Origin of the sequence: Haematobacter genomosp. 1, assembly GCF_002196855.1 — a bacterium.
Classification (GTDB): Bacteria; Pseudomonadota; Alphaproteobacteria; order Rhodobacterales; family Rhodobacteraceae; genus Haematobacter.
The window spans coordinates 82,486-107,605 of sequence record NZ_NIPW01000004.1 but is presented as its reverse complement, the minus strand read 5'-3'; the positions used below and the strand labels follow the sequence as shown (position 1 = coordinate 107,605).

Here is a 25,120-nt window from a genome sequence, read left to right as displayed (position 1 = left end):
GTCGGAATAAACATGTTGAACATCAAGAACCTGCACGTCAAACTTGAAGAAGAGGACAAGCAAATCCTCAAGGGCGTCGATCTGACGGTCGAAGCCGGCAAGGTGCATGCGATCATGGGGCCGAACGGCTCGGGCAAATCGACCCTCTCCTATGTGCTCTCGGGCCGCGACGGCTACGAAGTCACCGAAGGTTCCGCCACGCTGGATGGCGAGGAGCTCTTGGAGATGGAGCCGGAGGAGCGTGCCGCCGCCGGCCTGTTCCTTGCCTTCCAGTATCCGGTGGAAATTCCCGGCGTCGGCAACATGACCTTCCTGCGCACCGCCGTGAATGCACAGCGCAAGGCGCGGGGCGAGGAGGAGATGTCCTCCACCGAATTCCTGAAGGTCGTGCGGGAAAAGGCCAAGGCGCTGAAGATCGACGCGGACATGCTGAAGCGTCCTGTCAACGTGGGCTTCTCCGGCGGGGAGAAAAAGCGTAACGAAATCCTCCAGATGGCCATGCTGGAGCCGCGGATGTGCATTCTGGACGAGACGGATTCCGGTCTCGACGTCGATGCGATGAAGCTGGTGGCCGACGGGGTGAATGCGCTCCGTTCGCCGGATCGTTCCTTCCTTGTGATCACCCACTACCAGCGCCTGCTGGACCATATCAAACCCGATGTGGTGCATATCATGGCGAACGGCCGGATCGTGAAGACCGGCGGGCCGGAACTGGCGCTGGAGGTCGAGAACAACGGTTACGCCGATATCCTGGGGGAGACGGCCTGATGGCGATCCCGCAAGCGAAGATCGACGTGACGGAGGCGCGGCTTTCCGCGCTGACCGCCCCGGAAGGGAGCGGCTGGGGAGAGGGCGCGCGCGCCAGGGCGCTCCAGCGTCTGCGCGACATGGGCCTGCCCACCCGCCGCGACGAATACTGGAAGTATACCGATCCTGCATCTCTGACGCAGGCGGAGGCGCCTGCCGCCGCGCTTAATTCCCACGCGGAGGAGGCTTTTGCCGATATCGACCGCGTGAAGATCGTCTTTACGGACGGGCGCTTCGACAGCGCGGCGTCGGACGATCTCGGTCTCTCCGGGATCGAGGTGGAGCAGCTGGCCGATGCGCTGGCGCGTGACATCCACTGGGGGCGTGAGATTTACGGTGTGCTGGAGGCCGCGGGCCAGAATCCGGTGCAGCGCTCGCTGGCAACGCTGAACACGGCCTATGCCGAAGCGGGTGTCATGATCCGCGTCAAGGGCGCTGTCGCCAGGCCCGTTCATCTGATTTATCGTTCTGGATCAGAGAATAATGACGTTATTCTTCACCATTGCGTAAAGATGGAAGAAGGCTCCGATCTTACGCTGCTGGAGAGCGGTACGGCGGCGGGGCGTCTGAACAGCGTGCTGGAGGTCGATGTCGCCGATGGCGCGCGCTTTCACCACGTTCGCATTCAGGGCCGCGATCATGAGCGCCGGGTGAACACGCATGTCTTTGCCCGTATCGGCGAGGAAAGCCTGTTCAAGAGCTTCACGCTTGCCATGAACGGCGTGCTGACGCGCAATGAAGTGGTGATGGATATCGTCGGGCACAGCGCGAATGCGCATGTCGCCGGTGCCTGCGTTGGCGACGGCACGGATTTCCACCACGACGACACGGTGTTCATCACCCATGCCGGCGTGGGCTGCGAAAGCCGTCAGGTGTTCAAGAAGGTGCTCCGCAACGGCGCGACCGGCGTTTTCCAGGGCAAGATCCTTGTCAAGCAGAGCGCGCAGAAAACGGATGGCTATCAGATCAGCCAATCGCTTCTGCTCGATGGCGACAGTCAGTTCCTGACGAAGCCGGAGCTTGAGATCTACGCCGACGATGTGAAATGCTCCCACGGCTCCACCTCCGGTGCCATCGATGAGGAGGCGCTGTTCTACCTGCGCTCCCGCGGGGTGGATCTCCACACGGCGCAGACGCTGCTCGTGCTCTCCTTCCTCGCCGATGCTGTGGCGGAGATCGAGGATGAGGGCATCGCGGGCGATATCCTGACCCGGCTTGAGGGCTGGCTTGTCCGTCACCGGCACTGAAGCGGCATGGCGATCACGACCGAGATCCTGCGCAGCTATCGCACGCCGGGGGCGGTCGTGCGCCGTCGCTTGTCGGATGGGGTGAGAGAGGACAGGGCGCTTGCGGTTCTGATGGCGGCCTGTCTGGTGATCTTCGTGGCTCAATGGCCCCGGCTGGCACGGGAGGCGCATCTTGACCCGACCGTCCCGCTTGACGCACGGCTGGGGGGTGCGCTGCTCGGCTGGCTGTTTCTGGCGCCGCTGTTCTTTTATCTGCTGGCGGGCCTGTCTCATCTTGTCGCACGGGTTCTGGGCGGGCGAGGCAGCTATCATACCGCACGTGTTGCGCTTTTCTGGTCTTTGCTGGCCTCGGCGCCGCTTTTTCTGCTCAATGGGCTGGTCGCCGGTCTGGTCGGCCCGTCCCCCGCGGCGACCGTCACGGGCATCGTGGTGCTTGCGGTCTTTCTGACGATCTGGTTTCTCTCGCTTGCCGAAGCGGAGCGGCCGCAGCCGGCGACGCCGTGAGGACATATGGCCATCTTCAGTCTCCGTGAGCTGATCCTGACACCGCGCGCTGCCCTGCGCCGTATTCTGGATCTCAACCTGCCCATGTCAGCACGCTGGCAGGTTTTCCTGATCGTGGCGGTGGCGAGCGCGCTTTTCTCCCACCTGTTCCTGTGGCTCGTCGGAGGCACGGCCTTGATGGGGGCGAGCCTCAGCCCGATTCTGACCGGCGCGATCCAAGCGCTGCTTTTGCTGATTGTTGTGGGGGCGGTGCAGCTTTTCGGGCGCGCGTTCGGGGGAACGGCACGGTTTGCCGATACGCTGCTTGGCGTCTCCGTTCTGCAGGGGGTGATGGTCATTGCGCAATGCGCGCAGCTTCTTCTCTATTTCGCCCTTCCCGTTCTGGGCGAGGTCGCCGGTTTCGCCGCCGTCATCCTGTTCTTCTGGTTGCTGACCAACTTCGTCACGGAGTTGCATGGCTTCCGCAGCCGGATGCGGGTGTTTCTGGGGGTGATCTTTGCCGTGTTCTGCGTGGCTTCGGTTCTTGCCCTGCTGTTTGGCAGCCTTGCCACGATGCCGCCCGGGCTGACCCCGGCTGGAGGCTGACATGTACGATGTCGAAAAAATCCGCCGCGACTTTCCCATCCTCTCGCGGGAGGTGAACGGGAAGCCGCTGGTCTATCTCGATAACGGTGCCTCTGCGCAGAAGCCGCAGGTGGTGATCGATGCGGTGACCCGCGCCTATTCCCACGAATATGCCAATGTCCATCGGGGTTTGCACTACCTCTCCAACCTTGCCACCGACCATTATGAGGCGGTGCGGGGCAAGATCGCCCGTTTTCTGAACGCCCCGTCGGAGGAGGAGATCGTCTTTACCTCCGGGACGACGGAGGGGATAAACCTCGTCTCCTACGCCTGGGCCGCGCCACGGCTGGAAGCCGGGGATGAGATCGTCCTGACGGTCATGGAGCACCATGCCAATATCGTCCCGTGGCACTTCCTGCGGGAGCGTCAGGGGGTGGTGCTGAAATGGATTGCGCCCGAGGCAGACGGCTCGCTCGACCCCCAGAAGGTAATCGCGGCGATCGGTCCGCGCACGCGTCTGGTCGCGGTGACGCAGATGTCCAATGTCCTTGGGACGCGTGTGGATGTGGGGGCCATCTGTTCCGCCGCGCGTGCCAAGGGCGTGCCGGTGCTCGTCGATGGGTCGCAGGCGGCCGTTCACGGGCCGGTGGACGTTGACGAGATGGGCTGCGATTTTTACGCCATAACCGGGCATAAGCTATACGGGCCAAGCGGTTCTGGCGCAATCTTCATGCGTCGCGAGAGGATGGCCGAGATGCGGCCCTTCCTCGGCGGTGGGGACATGATCCGCACCGTCACGCAGGATGCCGTTACCTATGCCGATCCACCGATGAAGTTCGAGGCCGGAACGCCCGGTATCGTCCAGCAGATCGGTTTGGGTGCGGCGCTCGATTATCTGATGGACCTCGGCATGGAGAATGTCGCGGCGCATGAGCGGGATTTGCGCGATTATGCGCGCCAGCGGCTCTCCGGTCTCAACTGGTTGCAGGTGCAGGGGGACGCGCCGGACAAGGGGGCGATCTTCTCGTTCACGCTTTCCGGCGGTGCTCATCCCCATGACATCTCCACCGTGCTGGACAAGAAAGGCGTCGCGGTCCGGGCCGGCCATCATTGCGCGCAGCCGTTGATGTCCCATCTCGGGCTGACGGCGACCTGCCGCGCCTCCTTCGGGCTTTACAACACGGAGGCGGAGGTCGATGCGCTGGTGGAAGCGCTGGAGCTGTGCCACGAGTTGTTCGGCTGACGGCGGTCACCGCCGGGGCTTTGCCTTCGGCTTCAGCAGGGCGCGCATTGGCTTGGACGCGACGACGACGCGGCGAGAGGCGAAACTCTCGTGGTTCTCCTCCACCGTGTCGCGTTCGTAAAGATAGTTGACCATCACCCCGCAGGACTGGGCGAGACCGTTCCGCGCGGTATCTGCCAGCGCATGCACGTCATGCACCAGTGCTCCGTTGCCCAGATGGAACCGGGCGACCGGGTCCAGCGGCAATCCGTCGGCCCGCCGCGCCTCCAGCAGATAGACCGCGGCGAAATGTCGAAGATCGTCGCCCGCCTCTGCCAGAGCGGCAAGGTCTCCCGCCTCCGCCGCTTCCAGTGCCGCTGCGGCTTCCGGCCTGTCGCGGAGCCAGCGGGCAAGGCCGGGGATGGGAGAGAGGGTGACGAAATGCTGAAGATGGGGCAGTTCGTGGCTCAACTCCTCCACCACCTGCTTGATGAGCGAGTTGCCGAAGGAAATCCCGCGAAGTCCCTGCTGACAGTTGGAGATGGAATAGAAGACGGCCGTGTTGGCCTGTGCCGGATCCATCGGCGCGCGGTCGGCGGAGAGAAGCGCCTGGATGGAGCCAGGGATTCCCGCCGCCAGCGCCACTTCGACGAAGATCAGCGGCTCCTCCGGCATGGCGGGGTGAAAGAAGGCGAAGCAGCGCCGGTCGGGCGGTTCCAGCCTGCGGCGGAGATCGCCCCAGCCGTGGATCGCATGGACCGCCTCATAGTCGATGATCTTTTCCAGCACATTCGCGGGGCTGCGCCAGTTGATCGGGCGGAGGACGAGAAACCCGCGATTGAACCATGTCTCGAAAAGTTTCACGAAGTCCAGATCGGCGCGGGCGATCTCTGGCGCGGCGGGTGTCAGGGTCAGCAGGTCGAGCCGCATCTTCACCAGCGCGTTCGTGGCATCGGGCGCCTGATTGATCCTGCGGAGCAACTCCCGTCGCCGGGGTTCCGCGGCATGGGTGACAGCAGCGAGCGTGGCCGGCGTCGGCTCGCGGCCATAAGCCGCGACCGCCTGCGCCAGCACCGTCGTGTCGAGATCCATGTCCTCCGTCAGCCAGCGGAAGAAGTCGAGCCGCTCGGCCTCCGTCATGATGCGGTAGCGGGCGAGCACTTCCTTGGCCAGCCGGACCCCGGAGACCTCGCCCCGACTCGACATCAGCGCGCCGCAAAGTTCCCGGATCGGACGGCGCACGACGCGCGCATCGGCGCTCTGCGAGCGGTCGAGCAGGGTGGACAGAAGGCCTGAGAGAAATTCGGTCGGCTGGAACATGGCGCCTCCGCGATCTGCAGGGAAGGATAGCGCGCCCCGCACCATTTTCCCTAGTTCCTTTTGCGCCCGGCCTCGCCTTCCGCTGCGGTATTGCGTAGAGAGCGGGGCATGACGCGCGCCTTGATGATCCAGGGAACCGGTTCCAACGTGGGGAAGTCCCTTCTCGTGGCAGGGCTATGCCGCGCGGCGCTTCGGCGCGGGCTTTCAGTCGCGCCTTTCAAGCCGCAGAACATGTCCAACAACGCCGCCGTGACACGCGATGGCGGCGAAATCGGTCGCGCGCAGGCTCTGCAGGCGCTGGCGGCCGGGCGGGAGCCTGTCTGCGACATGAATCCCGTTCTCCTGAAGCCCGAAACGGATCGCCGTGCCCAGGTGGTGGTGCAGGGACAGGCGCGCGCGACACTCCCTGCTGCCGGTTACGGAGCCCTAAAGGGGACGTTGCTGCCCGCCGTTCTTGAGAGCTTTCAGCGCCTGTCGCGTGACGCCGATCTGATCGTCGTGGAGGGGGCTGGCAGTCCCGCAGAGGTAAACCTGCGGGCGCGCGATATCGCGAATATGGGCTTTGCCCGTGCGGCTGGCGTTCCGGTCATTCTCGCGGGAGACATCGACCGGGGGGGCGTCATCGCCCAGCTCGTCGGCACCGCGGAAATTCTGGACCCCGCCGACCGCGCGATGATTCGCGGCTTTCTGGTCAATCGCTTCCGCGGTGATCCGCGGCTGTTCGACGACGGGTACTCCCTGGTTGCGGAGCGGACGGGCTGGCAGGGCTACGGCGTTCTTCCCTGGTTCGCCGGTGCCGCGAGATTGCCCGCCGAGGACAGTCTTGACCTTGCACCCGGTGGGCTTCAGGGCACATTCCGCATCGTCTGCCCCGCGCTCTCGCGTATCGCGAATTTCGACGATCTCGATCCGCTGAAGCTTGAGCCGTCCATCCGGCTCGACATAGTGCCGCCTGGGCGCGCCTTGCCGGGGGATGCAGATCTCGTGCTGCTGCCGGGAACCAAATCGACGCGCGGCGACCTTGCCTTCCTGCGCGCGCAGGGCTGGGACATCGACATCCAAGCCCATGTACGACGGGGCGGCGCGGTGCTGGGGATTTGCGGCGGGTATCAGATGCTGGGCAGGCAGGTCGCCGATCCAGACGGCATTGACGGCGAGCCGGGTGTATCGGAGGGGCTTGGCCTTCTGGATGTGGAGACGGTGATGGCTCCGGAGAAGCGGCTTGCCCAGATGGAGGCGCGGGATGACCTGACCGGGGAGCGTCTCTCCGGTTATGAGATCCACGCAGGCCGGACCGAGGGGCCGGATCGCATGCGGCCCTTCGTGCGGCCCGGCGGGCGGGACGAGGGCGCACGCTCCGCGGATGGGCGGATCGCCGGAACCTATCTCCACGGTCTGTTCGCCGCCGACGGGTTCCGCCGCGCCTGGCTTGCCCAGCGGGGCCTGACCAGCGGGCTGAGTTACGGAGGAGAGGTGGAGCGCGTGTTGAACGACCTCGCCGATCACATGGAGGCACATCTGGACGTGGACGGTATCCTCGGCGTGGCGGAGACGGTGGCATGAGCCTCGACGCCTGCGCGAGACTGGTGGAGAAGGGCGACCCGGACAGGTTTCTGGCCACCATGTCGGCCAGCCCGGCGGCGCGTGACAGGCTCTGGCCGCTCTACGCCTATAATCTGGAGATCGCCCGCGCCCCTTGGGCCAGCCGGGAGCCGATGATCGCGGAGATGCGCCTTCAATGGTGGGTCGATACGCTGGACGCCATCGCCGCGGGCAAGACGCACCAGGCGCATGAGGTTGCAGGCCCGCTCTCCACGCTCATCCAGGAGCACGGACTGGACACAGGGGCGCTCCGCGCCATGGCGGAGGCACGGTTCTGGGATGTCTGGCAGGAGCCTTTCGCCGATACCCCGGCGCTCGTCGCCTATCTCGATGCCACCTCCGGCAATCTCATGATGGAGGCTGCGAGGGCTTTGGGCGCCGATGGGGCGGGCGAGCCGGCGATCCGTGATCTGGCGCTTGCCTCGGGGATCGCGTCATGGCTTCGGGCGGTACCGGTGCTCGTGGCGCGGGGGCGGTATCCGCTTCCTGCCGACAGCGAGCCCGTGGACCTTGCCCGGCGCGGCATGGAGGCTCTGGCCCGTGCGCGTCAGGGGCGTGCGACTGTACCCCGTGCCGCCGCACCGGCAATGCTCGCCGCGTGGCAAGCGGGCCCGACGCTCCGCGCGGCGCTCCACGCGCCGGAAAAGGTCTGGACGGGGCTGCCCGTGCCAGCGGAATTCACCCGCCGCGGCGCCTTGGTGCTGCGCAGCATGACCGGCCTCTGGTGATGCTGGACGCGCGATGCCCCGCGTCCTATTCAGGGCCAACCTGACAGGGGCGGCCCGGCCCGATCGTGACGGATACTCACATGCCCGATTTCAAACCCGTCGAGACACTGACCCCCGGAGAGGCCGCGCAGGAGCTGGCGTCGCTGTCCGATGCGCTCGCCCGCGCCAACCGTGCCTACCATACGGAGGACGCGCCCGAGATCAGCGATGCTGAATACGACGCGCTGAAGCGGCGCAACGCGGATATCGAGGACCATTTTCCCGACCTCAAGCGGCCCGACAGCCCCTCCGAACAGGTCGGCGGTGCGCTGGCGGAGGGTTTCTCCAAGGTCCGTCACGAAATCCGCATGCTGTCCCTTGAGAATGCCTTTTCGGACAGCGAGTTGCGCGATTTCGACGACCGGGTGCGGCGGTATCTCGGCCTGACCTCTGGCGCATCGCTGCTTTACACGGCGGAGCCGAAGATCGACGGGCTGTCGCTGTCGCTCCGCTATGAAAACGGCGTTCTGGTTCAGGCCGCGACGCGCGGCGACGGCGCGGTGGGCGAGAATGTCACCCAGAACGCGATGACGGTCGCAGATATTCCCCGCACATTGAGCGGCGCGCCGGAGGTGCTGGAGATCCGGGGCGAGGTCTATATGAGCCACGCCGATTTCGCCGCGCTGAACGAGCGGCAGGCCGCGGCGGGGGATCGCGTCTTTGCCAACCCCCGCAACGCCGCCGCCGGATCGCTCCGCCAGCTTGACGCGACGATCACGCGCTCCCGCCCGCTCCGGTTCTTTGCCTATGCCTGGGGCGTGGTGAGCGAGCCGCTGGCCGCCACACAGTTCGAGGCCATCGCCCGGATCGCGGCGCTTGGCTTTCAGACCAATCCGCTCACCCGCCTGTGCAACGGGCCGCAGGAGATGCTGGCCACCTACCGGGACATAGAGGAAAACCGGGCGCGGCTCGGATATGACATCGACGGGGTGGTCTATAAGGTCAACGATCTGGACTACCAGCGGCGTCTTGGTTTCCGGTCCACCACGCCCCGGTGGGCGCTGGCACACAAGTTCCCGGCGGAGCTTGCCTGGACGATGCTGGAAGCCATCGACATCCAGGTGGGACGAACGGGCGCTCTTTCCCCCGTCGCGCGGCTGACGCCGGTGACGGTGGGCGGCGTCGTCGTCTCCAATGCCACGCTGCACAACGAGGATTACATCGCCGGACTGGATTCCGCGGGCAACCCGATCCGGGACGGCAAGGACATCCGCATCGGCGATACGGTGCAGGTCTATCGCGCGGGCGACGTGATCCCCAAGGTGGCGGACGTGGACCTTGCCCGCCGCCCGGAAGGCACGGAACCCTATCGCTTCCCGGAAACCTGCCCGCAATGCGGCAGCCCCGCCATCCGCGAGCCGGGGGATTCGGTGCGCCGCTGCACGGGCGGGCTGATCTGCCCCGCGCAGGCGACGGAAAAGCTGAAGCATTTCGTCAGCCGGGGCGCTTTCGACATAGAGGGGCTGGGCGTCAAGCAGATCGAGATGTTCTTTGCCGACGGCATGTTGCCGGTAAAGACCCCTGCCGACATCTTCACGCTGGAGGCGCGTGACAAGGCCCAGATCGCCAAGCTCGCCAATCGCGACGGCTTCGGAAAGCGCAGTGCGGAGAAGCTGTTCTCAGCCATCGACGAACGGCGGGTGATCCCGTTCGAGCGGTTTCTGTTCGCCCTGGGCATCCGGCATCTGGGGGAGGTGGCGGCAAAGGATCTTGCCCACCACTATCACGGCTGGCCCGCGCTGCGCGCCGCGATAGATGCCGCGCAGCCGGCCGCCATCGCAAGCATCGCGGCCGATGAGGCCGAGGCGGAGGAGCGTGCCGCCGCCGCGCAGGCGGGGCGGCGCGCCGAGATCTCGCGGGCCCGTGCGGCCGCGCGGGAGAGTGTTCCCCCAGAGGCGGAGGCGGCCTGGCAGGAACTCCTCTCCATCGACGGGGTGGGGACGACGCTTGCCACCTCCGTCGTCACGACGCTGGCGGAGGGCGGGCATGAGCGGGCGGCGGTGGACGATCTCGTCGCGCAGCTGCGCGAGATCGTGCCCCCCGAAAGCCGCGCCACGGAAAGCCCGGTTGTCGGTCTGACGGTCGTCTTCACCGGCTCGCTGGAGAAGATGACCCGGGCGGAGGCCAAGGCGCGGGCGGAATCGCTGGGTGCCAAGGTCGCGGGCTCCGTCTCTGCCAAAACCGACCTGCTGGTGGCGGGGCCGGGCGCAGGGTCAAAGGCCACGAAGGCCGCGGAACTCGGCATCCGGGTGATCGACGAGGACGGCTGGCTCGACCTCATCGGCGGGGCGTGATGGCGGATCGTCCGTCCCTCCTGCTGCCGCTCTTCGCCCAACTCGACACGCTGGAAGGCGTCGGCCCGAAGACGGCGAAGCATTTCGCGGGGCTGGCGGTGGAGCGCCCCCGTGACCTGCTGTTCACGCTGCCGCATTCGGTCATCGACCGGCGGCGGCGGGAGACGATCCGGGACGCGCAACTGCCCGGCGTCGTCACGGCGGAGGTGGAGGTGCTGGGGCACAGCGCGCCTGTCGCCCGCGGCCGCCCGCATCGGGTGACGGTGCGGGACGCGGCGGTGGAGTTCCAGCTCGTCTTCTTTCACGCCAAGGGCGATTATCTCCAGCGGCAGTTGCCGGTCGGCGCACGCCGCATCGTGTCGGGCCGGGTCGAACTGTTCGACGGCATGGCCCAGATGGTCCACCCCGACCACATCCTGATGCCGGAGGAGGCGCAGCGCCTGCCGGAGTTCGAGCCGGTCTATCCGCTGACGGCGGGGTTGGGGCAGCGGACTGTCTTCCGCGCGGCGGAAGGTGCGCTCGCCCGTGCGCCCGATCTGCCGGAATGGATCGACCCCGCGCTGTGTGCCCGCGAAGGCTGGCCCTCCTGGCGGGAAGCGCTGAGCGCGGCCCATGCCCCGGACGGGCCGGATGCCGTTTCGCCCAACCATCCCGCGCGGCGGCGGCTCGCCTATGACGAATTCTTCGCGCATCAGTTGACGCTTGCCCTGTCCCGTGCGCGGGCGCGGCGGCAGCGGGGGCGGGAGACGACCGGAAACGGCGTTCTGCAAGGGCGCGTCCTCTCCGCGCTGCCCTATCAACCCACGGGGGCGCAGAGACGGGCGGTGACGGAGATCGCCGCCGACATGGCGCTTCCCCAACGGATGAGCCGGCTGCTGCAGGGTGATGTCGGCTCCGGCAAGACGCTGGTGGCGTTCCTCGCCCTTACCATAGCGGTGGAGGCAGGCGGGCAGGGTGTGCTGATGGCGCCGACGGAGATCCTCGCGCGCCAGCATCTCGACAGCCTTCGCCCGCTGGCGGAGAGCGCGGGAATAGCGCTGGAGTTACTGACCGGGCGCGACAAGGGGGCGGAGCGCGCCGCCAAGCTCGCCCGGCTTGCCTCCGGGGAGACGCGGATCCTTGTCGGCACCCATGCGGTCTTTCAGCAGGATGTGGTTTTTCATGATCTGCGGCTCGCGGTCGTGGATGAGCAGCATCGCTTCGGCGTCGCGCAGCGGATGGAGCTGGGGGCCAAGGGGCAGGCGGTCGATGTGCTGGTGATGACGGCCACGCCGATCCCGCGGAGCCTCGCGCGCGCGCAATACGGCGACATGGACCTTTCGGTGCTGGACGAAAAGCCGCCGGGCCGGACGCCCGTCCGCACCGCGCTGGTGTCCGCCGCGCGGCGGGAGGAAGTCATCGCCCATCTGGGCCGCGCGCTCCATGAAGGCAGGCAGGCCTACTGGGTCTGCCCGCTGGTGGAGGAAAGCGAGACATCGGACCTTACCGCCGCAACGGAGCGGTTCAGGGAACTGCGCGCCCTGTTCGGGGAGCACGTCGCGCTGGTCCACGGCCAGCTTCCCCCGGCGGAGAAGGACGCTGCCATGGCCCGCTTTGCCGGGGGGGAGGCGCGTATCCTTGTCGCGACCACGGTGATCGAGGTCGGCGTGAACGTGCCCAACGCGTCGATCATGGTGATCGAACGGGCGGAGACCTTCGGCCTCGCGCAGCTTCATCAGCTTCGCGGCAGGGTCGGGCGCGGGGCCGCTGTCTCCACCTGCCTGCTGCTTTACCAGCAGCCGCTGGGAGAGACGGCGGAACGGCGGCTGAAGCTGCTCCGCGATACGGAGGACGGCTTCCGCATTGCGGAGGAGGATCTGGCGATCCGTGGCGCGGGCGATGTCATCGGAACGGCGCAATCCGGCCTGCCGAAGTTCCGCGTTGCCGACCTGGAGCGGCAGGGCGCGCTGATGGCTCTGGCCCAATCGGATGCACGCGCACTCCTCACGATGGATCCAGAACTGACCTCGCCGCGGGGAGAGGCCGCGCGCCTGCTGCTGTGGCTGATGGAGAAGGACCGCTCCATCCGTCTGGGGCGCATCGGTTAACAGGCTACTGAAAGAGGTCTCCAGTTCCGCGCCAGAGCGGAACTGGGTCGCAATCCGAAAAATCCGCGCGGAAATCTGCATATGTCGGGTCAGTCGGGGGTCAGATTTCCTGATTTACACAGCGCATCGGCCCATACTTCCAAGCTTTTCAGCAGCAGGTCAGAGGGCGAATCCCACAGGCTGACAGAATGTTCCTAAAAAGTTCTTTACAGAATGCAGAGAATCAGGAACAAATAGGGAACGCAACGGAGGTTCAAGATGCTGACCCAACTGAAGTCCGTCGTTTCCCGTCACGCCGATACGCTGGTGGAAGATATGCTTGGCATGGCGGCGATCACGCTGCTGTTCGTCGTGCTGCTTCACCTGCCGATCCTGCTCTGAGTCTGCCTGCCGCCTGCGGCCCTGTCCCTCCGCAGACGTGCCACTGGCGCCGCCATCCGCAGGGATGTGCGGCGTCTTTTTCATCGGCGGGATCAGGTTTTCGCGGCGATTTCCTCAAGCGCTGCGACGGTCGCGTCGAGCGACAGCAGGATGGAGGCATGGCGATTGGGAAAGTCGCGCGCCGCCATCAGCGCTTCCAGCCCCTCAAAGGGTGCCGCCGGGATCGGCCCGCCGGCGGCAAGCATCGCGCGAAGCTCATCGCGGGCGCGGCGGACCTCGGGTTCGGACCGCCCGAGGATGACCTGACCGACCACGGATGCGGCAGCCTGACCCAGCGCACAGGCCCGGACGTCCTGCCGGAACTCCGCGATCCTGCCGTCCTTTGTCGTCACATCCACCGTCACCTGCGAGCCGCAGAGCGGGGACCGGCGCATGACGCTTGCCTCCGGGGCGGCAAGCCGTCCGGTGAGTGGAATGTCGGCAGCCAGTGCCAGCAGCCGCGCGGAGTAGAGCCTGACGAGATCGTCCACGGGTTTCCTCTTTCGCTTCCACCCCATATATGCGGCGCGATGCCCGATGAACAGGAGCCTGTCATGTTCGACCCCTCGACCCTTCGCTACGACGACCGCGGCCTCATCCCCGCCGTGGCGCAGGACCATCGCACGGGCGAGGTGCTGATGGTCGCGTGGATGACGCAGGCTGCGGTGGAGCGGACGTTGGCAACCGGGGAGGTGACCTACTGGTCACGCTCCCGGCAGGAGTTATGGATCAAGGGCGCGACGTCCGGCCACGTGCAGAAGCTGGTCGATTTCCGTTTCGACTGCGACAGGGATTGCGTGCTCGTGCTCATCGAACAGACGGGACCGGCCTGCCACACCAACCGGCGGAGCTGCTTCTATACCGCTGTCCGGAAGGGGGACGAAGTGGAGCTGATGCAGCCCGAAGGCTGAGCTTCACTTCTCCAGCATCGCCCGGATGTCGTCCGGCGTGGCACCCGCCGCCCGATAATGGCGGATCGCGCGGTCATCGTCCCGCTTGGCGAGCCGTTTGCCGTTTTCATCACGGATGAGGCGGTGGTGGTGGTAGTCGGGCGTGGGCAGGTCCAGCAGCAGTTGCAGCAGGCGGTGAATGAAGGTCGCCTCGAACAGATCCTCTCCGCGCACGACCTCGGTGATCTGCTGAAACGCATCGTCCACCACGACGGCGAGGTGATAGGCCACGCCGATATCTCCCCGTGCCAGTACGATGTCGCCGATAGTGCGAAGCATCGTCTCGGCGTCCAGCAGATGCAGGCCGGGATGCTCCGGGCCGGTTTCCAGAAAACCGGTGCCGGGCGGGATCAGCGTCACGGCCCGCTGCATGTCGAGGCGGATGGCGTCTCCCGGCCCGGCCTCGGCGATCGTGCGCGCCCGGCAGGTGCCGGGATACACAGGACCGTCCGGCTCGATCAGCGGCATGCCCTCCTGCGGGGCGGACAGGGCCGCGCGGATGTCGGCCCGCGTGCAGCGGCAGGGATAGAGAAGATCCATCTCTGCCAGCCGGGCAAGAGCGGTGTCATAGGCGTCGCGCCGCTCCGATTGCCGGAGCGTCGGTTCCGGCCAGGAAAGGCCCAGCCAGTGCAGGTCTTCCTTCAGGGCCGTTTCGTAGTCGGGGCGGGAGCGGGCGGTGTCGATATCCTCGATCCTGAGCAGGAACTGCCCCGGGGTCGCACGGGCGCTGGCCGTCAGCGCGGAGAAGGCATGCCCGAGGTGGAGCAGCCCCGTGGGCGAGGGCGCGAACCGGGTGCGGCGTGTCGGGGGGAGCGCACTCCCCCCGATCCCCCCGGCCCGAGGGGCAGCGCCCCCCGGAGCCCCCCGCTCAGACAGCGGTTCCGGCATGGGCTGACACGGAGGAGGCATCTTGAAGCCAGTGCGAGAAGGCCTCTTTCGCCCGGTCGGTATAGGCTTTGTAGCGGTCCTTCCGTCCGCGCCGGCCACCATTTGCGTCGATGGGCGGGAACAGGCCGAAGTTCACATTCATCGGCTGGAAGGTCGCGGCTTCCGCATCGCCGGTGATATGGGCGATGAGCGCGCCCATTGCGGTTTCCCGCGGCGGCGGCGACACGTTGCGGCCCAGAAGCTCCGCCGCAGCGAGGCGTCCGGCGACCAGCCCCATGGCGGCGGATTCCACATAGCCCTCCACCCCCGTCACCTGACCCGCAAAGCGGATATTGGGCCGCGAGAGCAAACGCATCCGCGGATCGAGCAGGGTGGGTGAGTTCAGGAAGGTATTGCGATGAATACCGCCCAGCCGGGCGAAGCGCGCGTCCTGAAGGCCGGGGATCAGGCGGAACACCTCCGTCTGCGCGGCGTATTTCATCTTCGTCTGGAAACCCACGATATTGTAGAGCGTGCCGAGCGCGTTGTCTCGGCGGAGCTGCACCACGGCATAGGGCTTCACGGCGGGATCATGGGCGTTGGTCAGGCCCACGGGTTTCATCGGGCCGAAGCGCAGCGTCTCCCGCCCGCGTTCGGCCATCACCTCGATGGGCAGACAGCCATCGAAATATTTCGCTGTCTCCCCCTCCCGGAACTCCGTCTTGTCGGCGGCGATCAGGGCGTCGATGAAGGTCTCATACTGCTCCCGCGTCATGGGGCAGTTGATATAGGCGGTCCGCTCCTCCTCCGTCTCGCCCTTGTCGTAGCGGGACTGGCGCCATGCCATGTGCATATCGATCGTCTCGGCATAGACGATGGGGGCGATGGCGTCGAAGAAGGCAAGCGCGTCCGCCCCCGTTTCCGCCCGGATGGCCTCGGCCAGTGCGCCGGAGGTGAGCGGGCCGGTCGCGATGATCCAGTGGCCTTCCCGCGGCAGCTCGGTGATCTCTCCGGCAACCGTTTCGATCAGCGGATGGGCGCGGAGCCGCGCCGTCACATCGGCGGAGAAGGCATCCCTGTCCACCGCCAGCGCGCCACCCGCAGGCAGGGAGTGCCGGTCGGCGGTGGTCATGATGAGCCCGCCCGCCGCCCGCATCTCCCAGTGCAGCAGGCCCACGGCGTTCTGCTCGTCGTCATCCGAGCGGAACGAGTTGGAACAGACCATCTCGGCGAAGTCGCCGGTGCGATGGGCGAAGGTGCCCACCTGGGGGCGCATCTCGTGCAGGACGACGGGAACCCCGGCCTCGGCCGCCTGCCAGGCGGCTTCCGATCCGGCCATGCCGCCGCCGATGATATGGAGCTTTTCGGTCATGCGCCGCACTTAATCCCGTAAAGCGCATTTGGGAAGGGCCGAGACAGCGGCAGGACTCGCGCGCCCCGGTCGCATCAGGAAATGACTTCTGCCGGTCGGGCGGTTTCGCCGCCTTCCGGCAGCGGTATCCCGCATATTGTGACCTGTGGGGCGGAAGTCATTCCCTATACGAAGCGCAGGGGAACTTCTTCAGGCAGCCGCGACGGGTCTGGAGTCCCGCGCGAAACCCGTCACGAAGCGGCCTGCAGCGCGCAAAGCTCGATGCTGTTGATATATTTCCGCCCGGCATACATCGCGACCCAACCGCTTCCTGCACCCCTACGTGCCTCCGCCGTCAAATGAAAAGGGCCGGCATTTCGCCAGCCCCTTCGCTCATTCCTCGCCGTCTTCCGCCTGTTCGGCGATCCGGGCGACGGAGACGACCTGCTCATCCCCGCCCGTATCGAAGATGCGCACGCCCCCGGCGCTGCGCGAGCGGAAGGAAATGCCATCGACCGGGCAGCGGATCGACTGGCCTGTGGAGGTGGCCAGCATGATCTGATCCTCCATCGCGACGGGGAAGGAGGCGACGAGCCGCCCGCCGCGCATGCCCTTGTCCATCGCCATGACACCCTGGCCGCCCCGTCCGCGCACCGGATAGTCGTGGGAGGAGGAGAGCTTGCCGGTGCCGGAGGCCGTGACCGTCAGGATCAGGTCCTCGATGGCGGACATCTCCGCATAACGTTCGGTGGAGAGCTGCCCCCCCTCCACGGCGTCCTCATCCTCGTCGGCCTCCACCTCCTCCGTCGCCCCCGCGACGAGGCGGCGCTGCTTGAGGTAGGCGGTGCGCTCCTCCGGCGATGCCTCGAAATGCCGGATGACGGACATGGAGACGACCTCGTCCTCCTCCGCCAGACGGATGCCGCGCACGCCGGTGGAATCGCGGCCCTTGAACACGCGCACATCCGTCGTCGGGAAGCGGATCGCCCGCCCGAGCGCGGTGACGAGCATCATGTCGTCCTGCTCGTTGGCGATGCGGACACCGACGAGGCTGACGCCCTCGGGCAACTTCATCGCGATCTTGCCGTTCGACTTCACGTTGGTGAAATCGGAAAGGGCGTTGCGCCGCACGTCACCGTCGGAGGTGGCGAAGACGATCTGCAGCATATCCCATTCCACCTCCGGCTCGTCGATGGCCATGATCGCGGCGATGGAGACACCGGCCCCGATCGGCAGGATGTTGACGATGGCCTTGCCGCGGGCATTTCGGCCCGCCAGCGGCAGGCGCCATGTCTTGAGCTTGTAGACCATGCCGTCGGTGGTGAAGAACAGCAGCTGCGTATGGGTGTTGGCGACGAAGAGCGTCGTCACCACATCGTCCTCCTTGGTGGACATGGAGGACAGGCCCTTGCCGCCCCGCCGCTGGGAACGGAATTCCGCCAGGGGGGTGCGCTTGATGTAGCCGCCGGAGGTCACGGTCACGACCATGTCCTCCCGTTCGATCAGATCCTCGTCCTCCATGTCGCCGGACCAGTCGGCGATCTCCGTGCGGCGGGGAACCGCAAAGGCGTCGCGCACCTCGCGCAGTTCGGTGGAGATGATGGACATGATCCGCTCCCGCGAGCGCAGGATGTCGAGATAGTCGCGGATCTTCGCGGCCAGTTCCTGCAGCTCGTCGGTGATCTCCTTCACCCCCATCGCGGTGAGGCGCTGAAGGCGGAGGTCGAGGATCGCGCGAGCCTGAAGCTCCGACAGGTTGTAGGTTCCGTCGTCGTTGATCGTATGGCTCGGATCGTCGATCAGGCGGATGTATTCGGCGATGTCCATGGCGGGCCAGCGGCGCGACATCAGCCGCTCCCGCGCCTCTGCCGGATCGGCGGAGGACCGGATCGTGGCCACCACCTCATCGACGTTGGAGACGGCGACGGCCAGACCGCAGAGCAGGTGGCTCCGCTCCCGCGCCTTGCGGAGTTCAAAGGCGGTGCGCCGGGCGACGACCTCCTCCCGGAAGGAGAGGAAGGCGGTCAGGAAGTCGCGCAGCGCCAGTTGTTCCGGCCGCCCGCCGTTCAGCGCGAGCATGTTGCACCCGAAGGACACCTGCATCGGCGTGAAACGGAAGAGCTGGTTCAGCACCACCTCAGGCGTCGCGTCGCGCTTCAGTTCGACGACGACGCGCACACCGATGCGGTCGCTTTCGTCCTGCACGTGGGCGATGCCTTCGATGCGCTTCTCGCGGGCCATTTCGGCGATCCGCTCGATCATCGTGGCCTTGTTGACCTGATAGGGGATCTCGTCCACCACGATGGCGTAGCGGTCCTTGCGGATTTCCTCCACCCGCGTCTTGGCCCGGATGATGACCGATCCGCGGCCCTCCAGATAGGCCTTGCGCGCGCCGGACCGCCCGAGGATCACGCCGCCCGTCGGAAAGTCGGGGGCGGGGATGTATTCCATCAGCCGTTCGGTGGAGAGGTCTGGTTCCTCGATCAGCGCCAGCGTCGCGTCGATCACTTCGCCAAGGTTGTGCGGCGGAATGTTGGTCGCCATGCCGACCGCGATACCGCCCGCGCCGTTAACCAGCATGTTCGGGAAGCGCGCCGGCAGCACCACCGGCTCCCGGTCCTTGCCGTCGTAGTTGTCCTGAAAGTCCACTGTCTCCTTGTCGATATCGGCAAGGAGGAAGGCGGCCGGCTTGTCCATCCTGACTTCGGTATAGCGCATGGCGGCGGCAGAATCCCCGTCCATGGAGCCGAAGTTGCCCTGACCGTCCAGCAGCGGCAGCGACATGGAGAAGGGCTGCGCCAGACGGACGAGCGCGTCATAGATCGCGCTGTCGCCATGGGGGTGGTATTTCCCCATCACGTCGCCCACGGGGCGGGCGGACTTGCGGTAGGGCTTGTCGTGGGTGTTGCCGGTTTCGTGCATCGCGTAGAGGATCCGCCGGTGCACGGGCTTCAGCCCGTCGCGCAGATCGGGGATCGCGCGCGCGACGATCACGCTCATCGCATAGTCGAGGTAGGAGGATTTCATCTCCTCCGCGATGGAGACGGTCGGGCCGGCGTAGGACGGGCGGTCGGGGCCGTTTTCCTCGTCCTCGGGCAATTCAGGGGTATCGTTCACGGTCTTCCGATCTCTTTCTGGCAAGCCGCGCGCAGCGCCCCGCGACTATAGTCCGGGGAGGGGGCAGGCGCAATGCAAGGGGGTCAACGAAGCGCGGCGATCAGGAGGGAAAGCGCGTGTTCTACGGTCGCGCGCCGCACGTTGGAACGCCCGATCGCGCCGAATTCCACGGTTTGCGTCCGCGTGACCCCATCGCCCGCCAACCCGAAGCAGACCCGCCCCTCCGGCTTGTGCTCGCTTCCGCCCGGTCCCGCGATGCCGGTGACGGAGACGGCGAGGGTGGCGTTGGAGCGGGCAAGCGCGCCCTCCGCCATTTCCGCCGCAATCTCCTCCGACACAGCGCCATGTGCGGCGAGCGTTTCGGGGCGGATGCCCAGCATCTCCACCTTGGCGGCGTTGGAATAGGTGATGAAGCCGCGGTCAAAGATATCGGAGGAGCCGGGCACTTCGGTGATGGCGCCGCCGATCAACCCGCCGGTGCAGCTTTCCGCCGTGGCCACGACCGCCCCCCGCGCGCGTGCTGCCGCCAGAAGCCCGGCGGCCGCTGCGGGAATGGCGTCTTCGCCGCTCATCGCATCAGAACTCCGTGCGCCAGCGCGGCGAGGATCATCACCAGAATGCCCGCGAAGATCCCGGCGAGCAGGTCGTCCAGCAGCACGCCCCATGCATCTCCCCGCCGGTCCGCGCGCCCGATCAGCCAGGGCTTCCAGATATCGAACAGCCGGAATGCAAGGAACGCTCCCAGCCAGCCGGGGTAGGGGAAGCGCCAGCTGTCGAGCCCCATCATCCAGAACCCGAAGGAAGGCGCGAGCAGGGCCAGCCATTGCCCCGCCACCTCGTCGATCACGATCTCGGACGGATCGCCGCCGCCCATCTCCGGCAAGGCGGCGCTGATGGACCACCATGCCACCGCGATAACGGCAAGGGTGGCCAGCAGCAGAAGCGGGAAGCTGCCCAACCCGTGGATCAGCACCCCCACCGCGACGGCGGCAAGCGAGGCCCATGTGCCCGGCGCCAAGGGAATGTATCCCAGCCCGAACCCGGTGGCGACGAGGCGCGCCGCGCTCATGCCTTCACCAGCGTTGCTGTGGCGAGCGCCGCGATCCCTTCGCCCCGGCCGGTGAAACCCAGCCGTTCCGAGGTGGTGGCCTTGATGCTGACCCGCTCCGCCTCCAGCCCCATGATCCGGGCCATTTCCGCCTGCATCCGCGGGGCATGAGGGCCGATCTTCGGCGCCTCGCAGACGATGGTCACGTCCGTATGGGTGAGCGCGAATCCCCGCTCCCGCGCCAAGGCGGCGGCATGGGCCAGAAAGATTTCCGAGGCCGCGCCTTTCCACTGCGGGTCGGTTGGCGGGAAGTGGCGGCCGATATCGCCCTCCGCCAGCGCGCCGTAGATCGCATCCGTCACCGCATGCATCGCCACATCGGCATCGGAGTGACCCTCCAGCGCCTGATCGAAGGGAATGCGGATACCGCAGAGGACCACGCCGTCGCCGTCGCGGAAGCGGTGGACATCGTAGCCGTTGCCGGTGCGGATGTCGGGAAAGGGTGCGGGATGTGTCACGCCTGCTGTCTCCCTCTGCGCCAGAAGGCGCGCGGCACGGGCGAAGTCGCCCGGATGGGTGATCTTGATATTGTCCTCATCGCCTTCGACGATCATCACGTCAAGGCCCGCGGCCCGCGCCACCTCCACATCATCGGCGGCGCCGCCCGGATGACGGTCATGGGCGGCACGGATCGCGGCGAAGTCGAAGGCCTGGGGGGTCTGCGCCCGGTAAAGGCCTGCCCGCGGCACCGCCTCCGCCACCCGGCCCTCCACCCCGCGCCAGAGCGCATCCGTGACGGCAAGGCCCGGCGCGGCAGCCCGCGCGCCGCTTTCCAGAGCGGCAATCAGCCGGGAGACAAGGTCAGGAGAAATCAGCGGCCGCGCCCCGTCATGGATCAGCACATGGTGCGGCGGCCGCTCCGCCAGCAGCGCCAGCCCGGCCCGGACGGAGGCGTCACGGCTCTCACCGCCCTCTACCATGGTTACCCCATCGCGGAGCAGGGTCTCGGCCAACGCCATGTCATCGCGGTGAATGACCAGCACGATCCGCGCAATTCCCGCCCGCCTGAACGCTTCCACCGTGTGCGAAAGCACCGGACGACCGTCGAGAGGCTGCCACTGTTTCGGCATCTCACCGCCTGCGCGGGTGCCGCGACCCGCCGCCACGATCAAGGCCGCGACATCTTCTCCAGCGCCTGTTGCAGCCGCATTTGCCAGCACGTTACGCCTCCATTCACTCCTCTTTGCTTACGGTGAAGGCCGTCGGGTGGCAACGGCGCGGCGTGATCGGGCAGTTAGCTTAAAAATTGTGCATAATCTCGCATTCGGCACCTCCCTCCCCAAGGTCGTTGCGGGGTGCGATTGCAAAGCGGGAAGGCGCGCTATACCTGCAAGCTTGACGCACAAGGATTAGGCAGTTGACGATTCAGGCAGCGACTCTGACGCTCCACCCCCCGGTCTTTCTGGCGCCGCTCGCCGGGATCACCGACCTGCCGTTCCGCCGAATCGTTCAGGGGTTCGGCGCGGGTCTGGTGGTATCCGAAATGGTGGCTTCGCAGGAGGTCGTGCAGGCCAAACCCTCCGCGCGTGCAAGGGCGCGGGCGGAACTGGGGATCGGCGACGGCGTGACTTCCGTGCAGCTTGCGGGGCGGGATGCCTACTGGATGGCGGAGGCCGCGCGCTACGTGGAGGACTGCGGCGCCGCGATCATCGACATCAACATGGGCTGTCCGGCGAAGCGGGTGGTGAACGGCTGGTCGGGGTCCGCGCTCATGCGCGACCCGGATCATGCGCTCCGGCTGATCGAAGCGGTGGTCGGCGCGGTGAAGGTGCCGGTGACGCTGAAAACCCGGCTCGGCTGGGATGATGCGCTGCTGAACGCACCCGATATCGCGCGGCGGGCGGAAGCCGCAGGCATCCGCATGATCACCATCCACGGTCGGACCCGATGCCAGTTCTACAAGGGGCAGGCGGACTGGGCCGCCATCCGCCGCGTGAAGGAGGCCGTTTCGATCCCGGTGATCGCGAACGGCGATATCGTGGATACGGCGACCGCTGCCGAGGCGCTGAAGCTGTCGGGGGCGGATGGCGTGATGGTCGGGCGGGGCGCGCAGGGGCGGCCCTGGCGGCTGGCGCAAATCGCTGCCGCGCGCTTCGGCACGGCGGCACCGGTTGTGCCCTGCGGGGCAGCGCTGGCCGATCTGGTCGCGGAGCATCATGAGGCCATGCTGTCGTTCTACGGCACCGAACTGGGTCTGCGCGTCGCGCGGAAGCATCTGGCCTGGTATCTGGACGAGGCCGGCGCCCCCGCTGCCCTCCGCCGCGAAATCCTGACGGCGGAGGAGGCAGGGCGCATTCCCGCGCTGCTGCGGCTCGCCTTTGTGGAGCAGGGCAGGCAGGCCGCATGATACCTGAATCGACCATTTCCCCGCCCGCCGGCCTTTGGGCCGCACTACCCATTCCCGGTCTGGTCATCGATCAGGATGACCGCATCTGCGACATGAACCCCGCAGCGGAGGAGTTTCTGAACCTCTCTGCCCGGAACAGCCGCGGCCAGCCGCTGTTCGAGCGCGTTTCCATCGACGCGCCCATGGAGGAGGCCTTCCGCCGGGTCCGGGGCGGGGAGGTCGCGATGACGCTGAACACCGTCGATGTCGGCACGGGAGAGCGTGCGCCGGTTTCGACCACGCTCTACCTCTCCGCGCTGCCCGAAGCGGGGGCGGATGCCATTCTGCTGCTGCTCTCCCCCCGTGAACTGGCTGACAGGCTGGGTCGTGCGCAATCGGTGAAGTCGGCGGCGAAATCGGCGATCGGGATGTCGGAGATGCTGGCCCATGAGATCAAGAACCCGCTCGCAGGCATCACCGGCGCGGCGCAGCTTCTATCCATGAACCTCTCGCCCGAGGATCAGGAACTGACGGACCTGATCGTGGAGGAAAGCAAGCGCATCGTGAAGCTTCTGGAGCAGGTGGAGCAGTTCGGCAACCTCCGCCCGCCGGAGCTTCAGGCCGTCAATATCCACGACCTGCTGGACCGCGCGCGGAAATCCGCGCTGGTCGGCTATGCCGCGCATATGATGATCGAGGAGGATTACGACCCCTCGCTCCCCGATACCTATGCCGATGGCGACCAGCTTCTTCAGGTATTTCTCAACCTGCTGAAGAACGCCGCCGAAGCCTCCGGCAGCCGCGCGGGCAGGATCAGGCTGCGCACCTTCTACGACGCCGCGCTGCGGATCCGCCGTGCAGACGGCACGCCCCGTCGCCTGCCATTGCAGGTGGAGATCATCGACGACGGTCCCGGTCTGCCGCCCGCCATCGCGCAGGACATCTTCGAGCCGTTCGTGAGCGGGAAGGAGAACGGCACCGGCCTTGGTCTCGCGCTCGTTTCAAAGATCGTTTCCGATCATGACGGCTGGATCGCCGTCGATTCGGTTCCCGGTCGCACCGTATTTCGCATCTCGCTTCCCATCGCGCCCCCCACCGCGCCGAAGCACCCGGAGGATGAATAACCCATGGATGGTACCGTTCTTGTCGCCGACGACGACCGCACGATCCGCACAGTCCTGACGCAGGCGCTGACGCGGGCGGGCTGCAAGGTCCACGCCACATCCTCCCTCATGACGCTGATGCGCTGGGTGGAGGAGGGGAAGGGTGATCTGGTGATCTCCGATGTCATCATGCCCGACGGCAACGGGCTGGAGGCGCTGCCGAAGATCTCAAAGGAGCGTCCCGGCCTCCCGGTCATCGTCATCTCCGCCCAGAACACCATCATGACGGCGATCCAGGCGGCGGAGGCGGAGGCGTATGACTATCTGCCGAAGCCCTTCGACCTGCCGGATCTGATGAAACGCGCCGCCCGGGCGCTGGAGACGAAACGGCGCGCCCCCGCCCGCAAGGCGGAGGAGCGGGAGCAGTCCGACGATCTGCCACTGGTCGGGCGGACGGCGGTGATGCAGGCGCTCTACCGGCTGGTGGCGCGCGTGATGAATACCGATCTGCCGGTGCTCATCACGGGTGAATCGGGCACGGGCAAGTCGCTCATCGCGCGGGCCATCCACGACTTCTCCGACCGGCGGATGCTGCCCTTCGTGGTGGCCGGGGCCGCCGAACTCGGCTCGCCGGAAGGGCCGGCCTCGATCCTCGCCCGCGCCCGCGGCGGTTCCATCGTCTTCGACGAGGTATCCGACTATGACGACGAGGCGCAGGGGCGGATCGTGCGGATGCTGGACAGTCTTGGCGAGAACGCCCCCCGCATCATGGCGACCAGCCAGGCGGACCTGATGCAGCGCATGGAGTCGGGAGCGTTCAGGCAGGATCTCTACTACCGGCTCGGCGGTGTGACGATCAACGTGCCCGCTCTGCGCGAGCGGGTGGACGACATTCCGTTGCTGGCGGAACACTTCCTGAGCCGGGGGGAGCGGGACACCGGCGCGCTGCGCCGTTTCTCTCCCGACGCCATGGAGGTGATTCGCACCTACTCATGGCCGGGTAACGTGCGGCAGCTCGAAAACACCATCCGGCGTCTGGTCGTCACCAGCACGGAGGAGGAGATCGCGCGGGGGGAGGTCGATGCCGTATTGGGTAACCAACCCTCCATGGAGCCGCTACGCGCCGGAGGTGAGGGGGAGCGGCTCTCCGCCTCCGTGGGCAAGCATCTGAAGCGGTATTTCGACCTGCACGGCGGGACGCTGCCGCCGCCCGGCCTCTATCAGCGCATCCTCAAGGAAGTCGAAATCCCGCTGATCGAGATCGCGCTCGACGCAACTGCCGGAAATCAGGCGAAATGTGCCGACCTGCTGGGCATTAACCGCAATACCTTGCGCAAGAAGATCACCGACCTTGATATTCGCGTGACACGGAGGCGGAAGCTGATGTAAAACGGCAACATAATGTGGCCCGCCGGTTTCACGCCGGGAGAAGGCCACTCATGTTGGCGGATCCGCGAGAGCGGC

At 66.6% G+C, this 25,120-nt stretch carries 22 protein-coding genes; 14 read left to right on the top strand and 8 right to left on the bottom strand.

The window, feature by feature from the left end; translation table 11 throughout:
- Positions 1-12: 12 nt before the first annotated feature.
- From sufC to CDV49_RS01340, 5 genes are read left to right on the top strand one after another with little or no spacing between them, the layout of a single operon-like run.
- Positions 13-768 (top strand): Fe-S cluster assembly ATPase SufC, encoded by a 756-nt coding sequence (sufC, locus tag CDV49_RS01360; RefSeq protein WP_088213783.1) that lies wholly within the window; start codon positions 13-15, stop codon positions 766-768.
- Complete coding sequence (locus tag CDV49_RS01355; protein WP_088213782.1) at positions 768-2,054, top strand: SufB/SufD family protein; 1,287 nt, start codon at positions 768-770, stop codon at positions 2,052-2,054. The genes sufC and CDV49_RS01355 overlap by 1 nt, the downstream gene beginning before the upstream one ends.
- 6 nt (positions 2,055-2,060) lie before the next feature.
- Positions 2,061-2,558, top strand: a complete 498-nt coding sequence (locus CDV49_RS01350; RefSeq protein WP_088213781.1) for a YIP1 family protein — start codon at positions 2,061-2,063, stop codon at positions 2,556-2,558.
- 6 nt (positions 2,559-2,564) lie between these two features.
- Positions 2,565-3,143 (top strand): Yip1 family protein, encoded by a 579-nt coding sequence (locus tag CDV49_RS01345; RefSeq protein ID WP_088213780.1) that lies wholly within the window; start codon positions 2,565-2,567, stop codon positions 3,141-3,143.
- 1 nt (position 3,144) lies between these two features.
- Positions 3,145-4,365: a cysteine desulfurase gene (locus CDV49_RS01340; RefSeq protein WP_088213779.1), complete on the top strand. Its 1,221-nt coding sequence runs from the start codon at positions 3,145-3,147 to the stop codon at positions 4,363-4,365.
- 6 nt (positions 4,366-4,371) lie between these two features.
- On the opposite strand, the gene CDV49_RS01335 is transcribed toward CDV49_RS01340, so the two are convergent.
- Entirely contained in the window at positions 4,372-5,664 is a 1,293-nt protein-coding gene (locus CDV49_RS01335) for a malonyl-CoA decarboxylase domain-containing protein (protein ID WP_088213778.1), read from the bottom strand.
- Positions 5,665-5,772: 108 nt separating this feature from the next.
- On the opposite strand from CDV49_RS01335, the gene CDV49_RS01330 reads away from it, so the two are divergent.
- The 5 genes from CDV49_RS01330 (at position 5,773) to CDV49_RS20765 (ending at position 12,795) form a co-directional block, all read left to right on the top strand.
- Positions 5,773-7,227, top strand: coding sequence for a cobyric acid synthase (locus CDV49_RS01330; RefSeq protein WP_088213777.1), 1,455 nt, complete (start codon positions 5,773-5,775; stop codon positions 7,225-7,227).
- Positions 7,224-7,994, top strand: a complete 771-nt coding sequence (locus CDV49_RS01325) for a squalene/phytoene synthase family protein (RefSeq protein ID WP_088213776.1) — start codon at positions 7,224-7,226, stop codon at positions 7,992-7,994. Before CDV49_RS01330 ends, CDV49_RS01325 begins: the two co-directional genes overlap by 4 nt.
- A gap of 80 nt (positions 7,995-8,074) precedes the next feature.
- On the top strand, positions 8,075-10,327 hold the full coding sequence (ligA, locus tag CDV49_RS01320) for an NAD-dependent DNA ligase LigA (RefSeq protein WP_088213775.1): 2,253 nt from the start codon (positions 8,075-8,077) through the stop codon (positions 10,325-10,327).
- A complete protein-coding gene (gene recG, locus CDV49_RS01315) occupies positions 10,327-12,414 on the top strand; it encodes an ATP-dependent DNA helicase RecG (protein WP_088213774.1) in 2,088 nt (695 codons plus the stop codon). Before ligA ends, recG begins: the two co-directional genes overlap by 1 nt.
- Before the next feature lie 258 nt (positions 12,415-12,672).
- The gene (locus CDV49_RS20765) at positions 12,673-12,795 is read left to right on the top strand and encodes a hypothetical protein (RefSeq protein WP_088213773.1); all 123 of its coding nucleotides are present in this window, start codon (positions 12,673-12,675) and stop codon (positions 12,793-12,795) included.
- Positions 12,796-12,887: 92 nt separating this feature from the next.
- Here CDV49_RS20765 and CDV49_RS01305 read toward each other — a convergent pair whose 3' ends face one another.
- Positions 12,888-13,352, bottom strand: coding sequence for an iron-sulfur cluster assembly scaffold protein (locus CDV49_RS01305; RefSeq protein WP_088213772.1), 465 nt, complete (start codon positions 13,350-13,352; stop codon positions 12,888-12,890).
- A 36-nt stretch (positions 13,353-13,388) separates the two neighbouring features.
- On the opposite strand from CDV49_RS01305, the gene hisI reads away from it, so the two are divergent.
- Positions 13,389-13,745: a phosphoribosyl-AMP cyclohydrolase gene (gene hisI / locus CDV49_RS01300; protein WP_088213771.1), complete on the top strand. Its 357-nt coding sequence runs from the start codon at positions 13,389-13,391 to the stop codon at positions 13,743-13,745.
- A gap of 3 nt (positions 13,746-13,748) precedes the next feature.
- Here hisI and gluQRS read toward each other — a convergent pair whose 3' ends face one another.
- The 6 genes from gluQRS to CDV49_RS01270 form a co-directional block, all read right to left on the bottom strand.
- Entirely contained in the window at positions 13,749-14,672 is a 924-nt protein-coding gene (gene gluQRS, locus CDV49_RS01295; RefSeq protein WP_088213770.1) for a tRNA glutamyl-Q(34) synthetase GluQRS, read from the bottom strand.
- Positions 14,653-16,023, bottom strand: a complete 1,371-nt coding sequence (gene trmFO / locus CDV49_RS01290) for a methylenetetrahydrofolate--tRNA-(uracil(54)-C(5))-methyltransferase (FADH(2)-oxidizing) TrmFO (RefSeq protein WP_088213769.1) — start codon at positions 16,021-16,023, stop codon at positions 14,653-14,655. The genes gluQRS and trmFO overlap by 20 nt, the downstream gene beginning before the upstream one ends.
- A 372-nt stretch (positions 16,024-16,395) precedes the next feature.
- Complete coding sequence (gene gyrA, locus CDV49_RS01285) at positions 16,396-19,119, bottom strand: DNA gyrase subunit A (protein ID WP_088213768.1); 2,724 nt, start codon at positions 19,117-19,119, stop codon at positions 16,396-16,398.
- Positions 19,120-19,202: 83 nt separating this feature from the next.
- On the bottom strand, positions 19,203-19,691 hold the full coding sequence (locus CDV49_RS01280; RefSeq protein WP_088213767.1) for a CinA family protein: 489 nt from the start codon (positions 19,689-19,691) through the stop codon (positions 19,203-19,205).
- On the bottom strand, positions 19,688-20,188 hold the full coding sequence (locus CDV49_RS01275) for a phosphatidylglycerophosphatase A family protein (RefSeq protein WP_088213766.1): 501 nt from the start codon (positions 20,186-20,188) through the stop codon (positions 19,688-19,690). The genes CDV49_RS01280 and CDV49_RS01275 overlap by 4 nt, the downstream gene beginning before the upstream one ends.
- Positions 20,185-21,387 (bottom strand): bifunctional 2-C-methyl-D-erythritol 4-phosphate cytidylyltransferase/2-C-methyl-D-erythritol 2,4-cyclodiphosphate synthase, encoded by a 1,203-nt coding sequence (locus tag CDV49_RS01270; protein ID WP_256947191.1) that lies wholly within the window; start codon positions 21,385-21,387, stop codon positions 20,185-20,187. The genes CDV49_RS01275 and CDV49_RS01270 overlap by 4 nt, the downstream gene beginning before the upstream one ends.
- Before the next feature lie 197 nt (positions 21,388-21,584).
- Between CDV49_RS01270 and dusB the strand changes: the two genes are divergently transcribed.
- The 3 genes from dusB to CDV49_RS01255 are packed head-to-tail and all read left to right on the top strand — an operon-like array spanning position 21,585 to position 25,045.
- Positions 21,585-22,574 (top strand): tRNA dihydrouridine synthase DusB, encoded by a 990-nt coding sequence (gene dusB / locus CDV49_RS01265; RefSeq protein ID WP_088213765.1) that lies wholly within the window; start codon positions 21,585-21,587, stop codon positions 22,572-22,574.
- The gene (locus CDV49_RS01260) at positions 22,571-23,677 is read left to right on the top strand and encodes a two-component system sensor histidine kinase NtrB (RefSeq protein ID WP_088213764.1); all 1,107 of its coding nucleotides are present in this window, start codon (positions 22,571-22,573) and stop codon (positions 23,675-23,677) included. The genes dusB and CDV49_RS01260 overlap by 4 nt, the downstream gene beginning before the upstream one ends.
- Positions 23,678-23,680: 3 nt before the next feature.
- Positions 23,681-25,045 carry a response regulator gene (locus CDV49_RS01255; protein ID WP_088213763.1) on the top strand — a complete coding sequence of 455 codons (1,365 nt, stop codon included), beginning with the start codon at positions 23,681-23,683 and terminating at the stop codon, positions 25,043-25,045.
- Positions 25,046-25,120 lie beyond the last annotated feature (75 nt).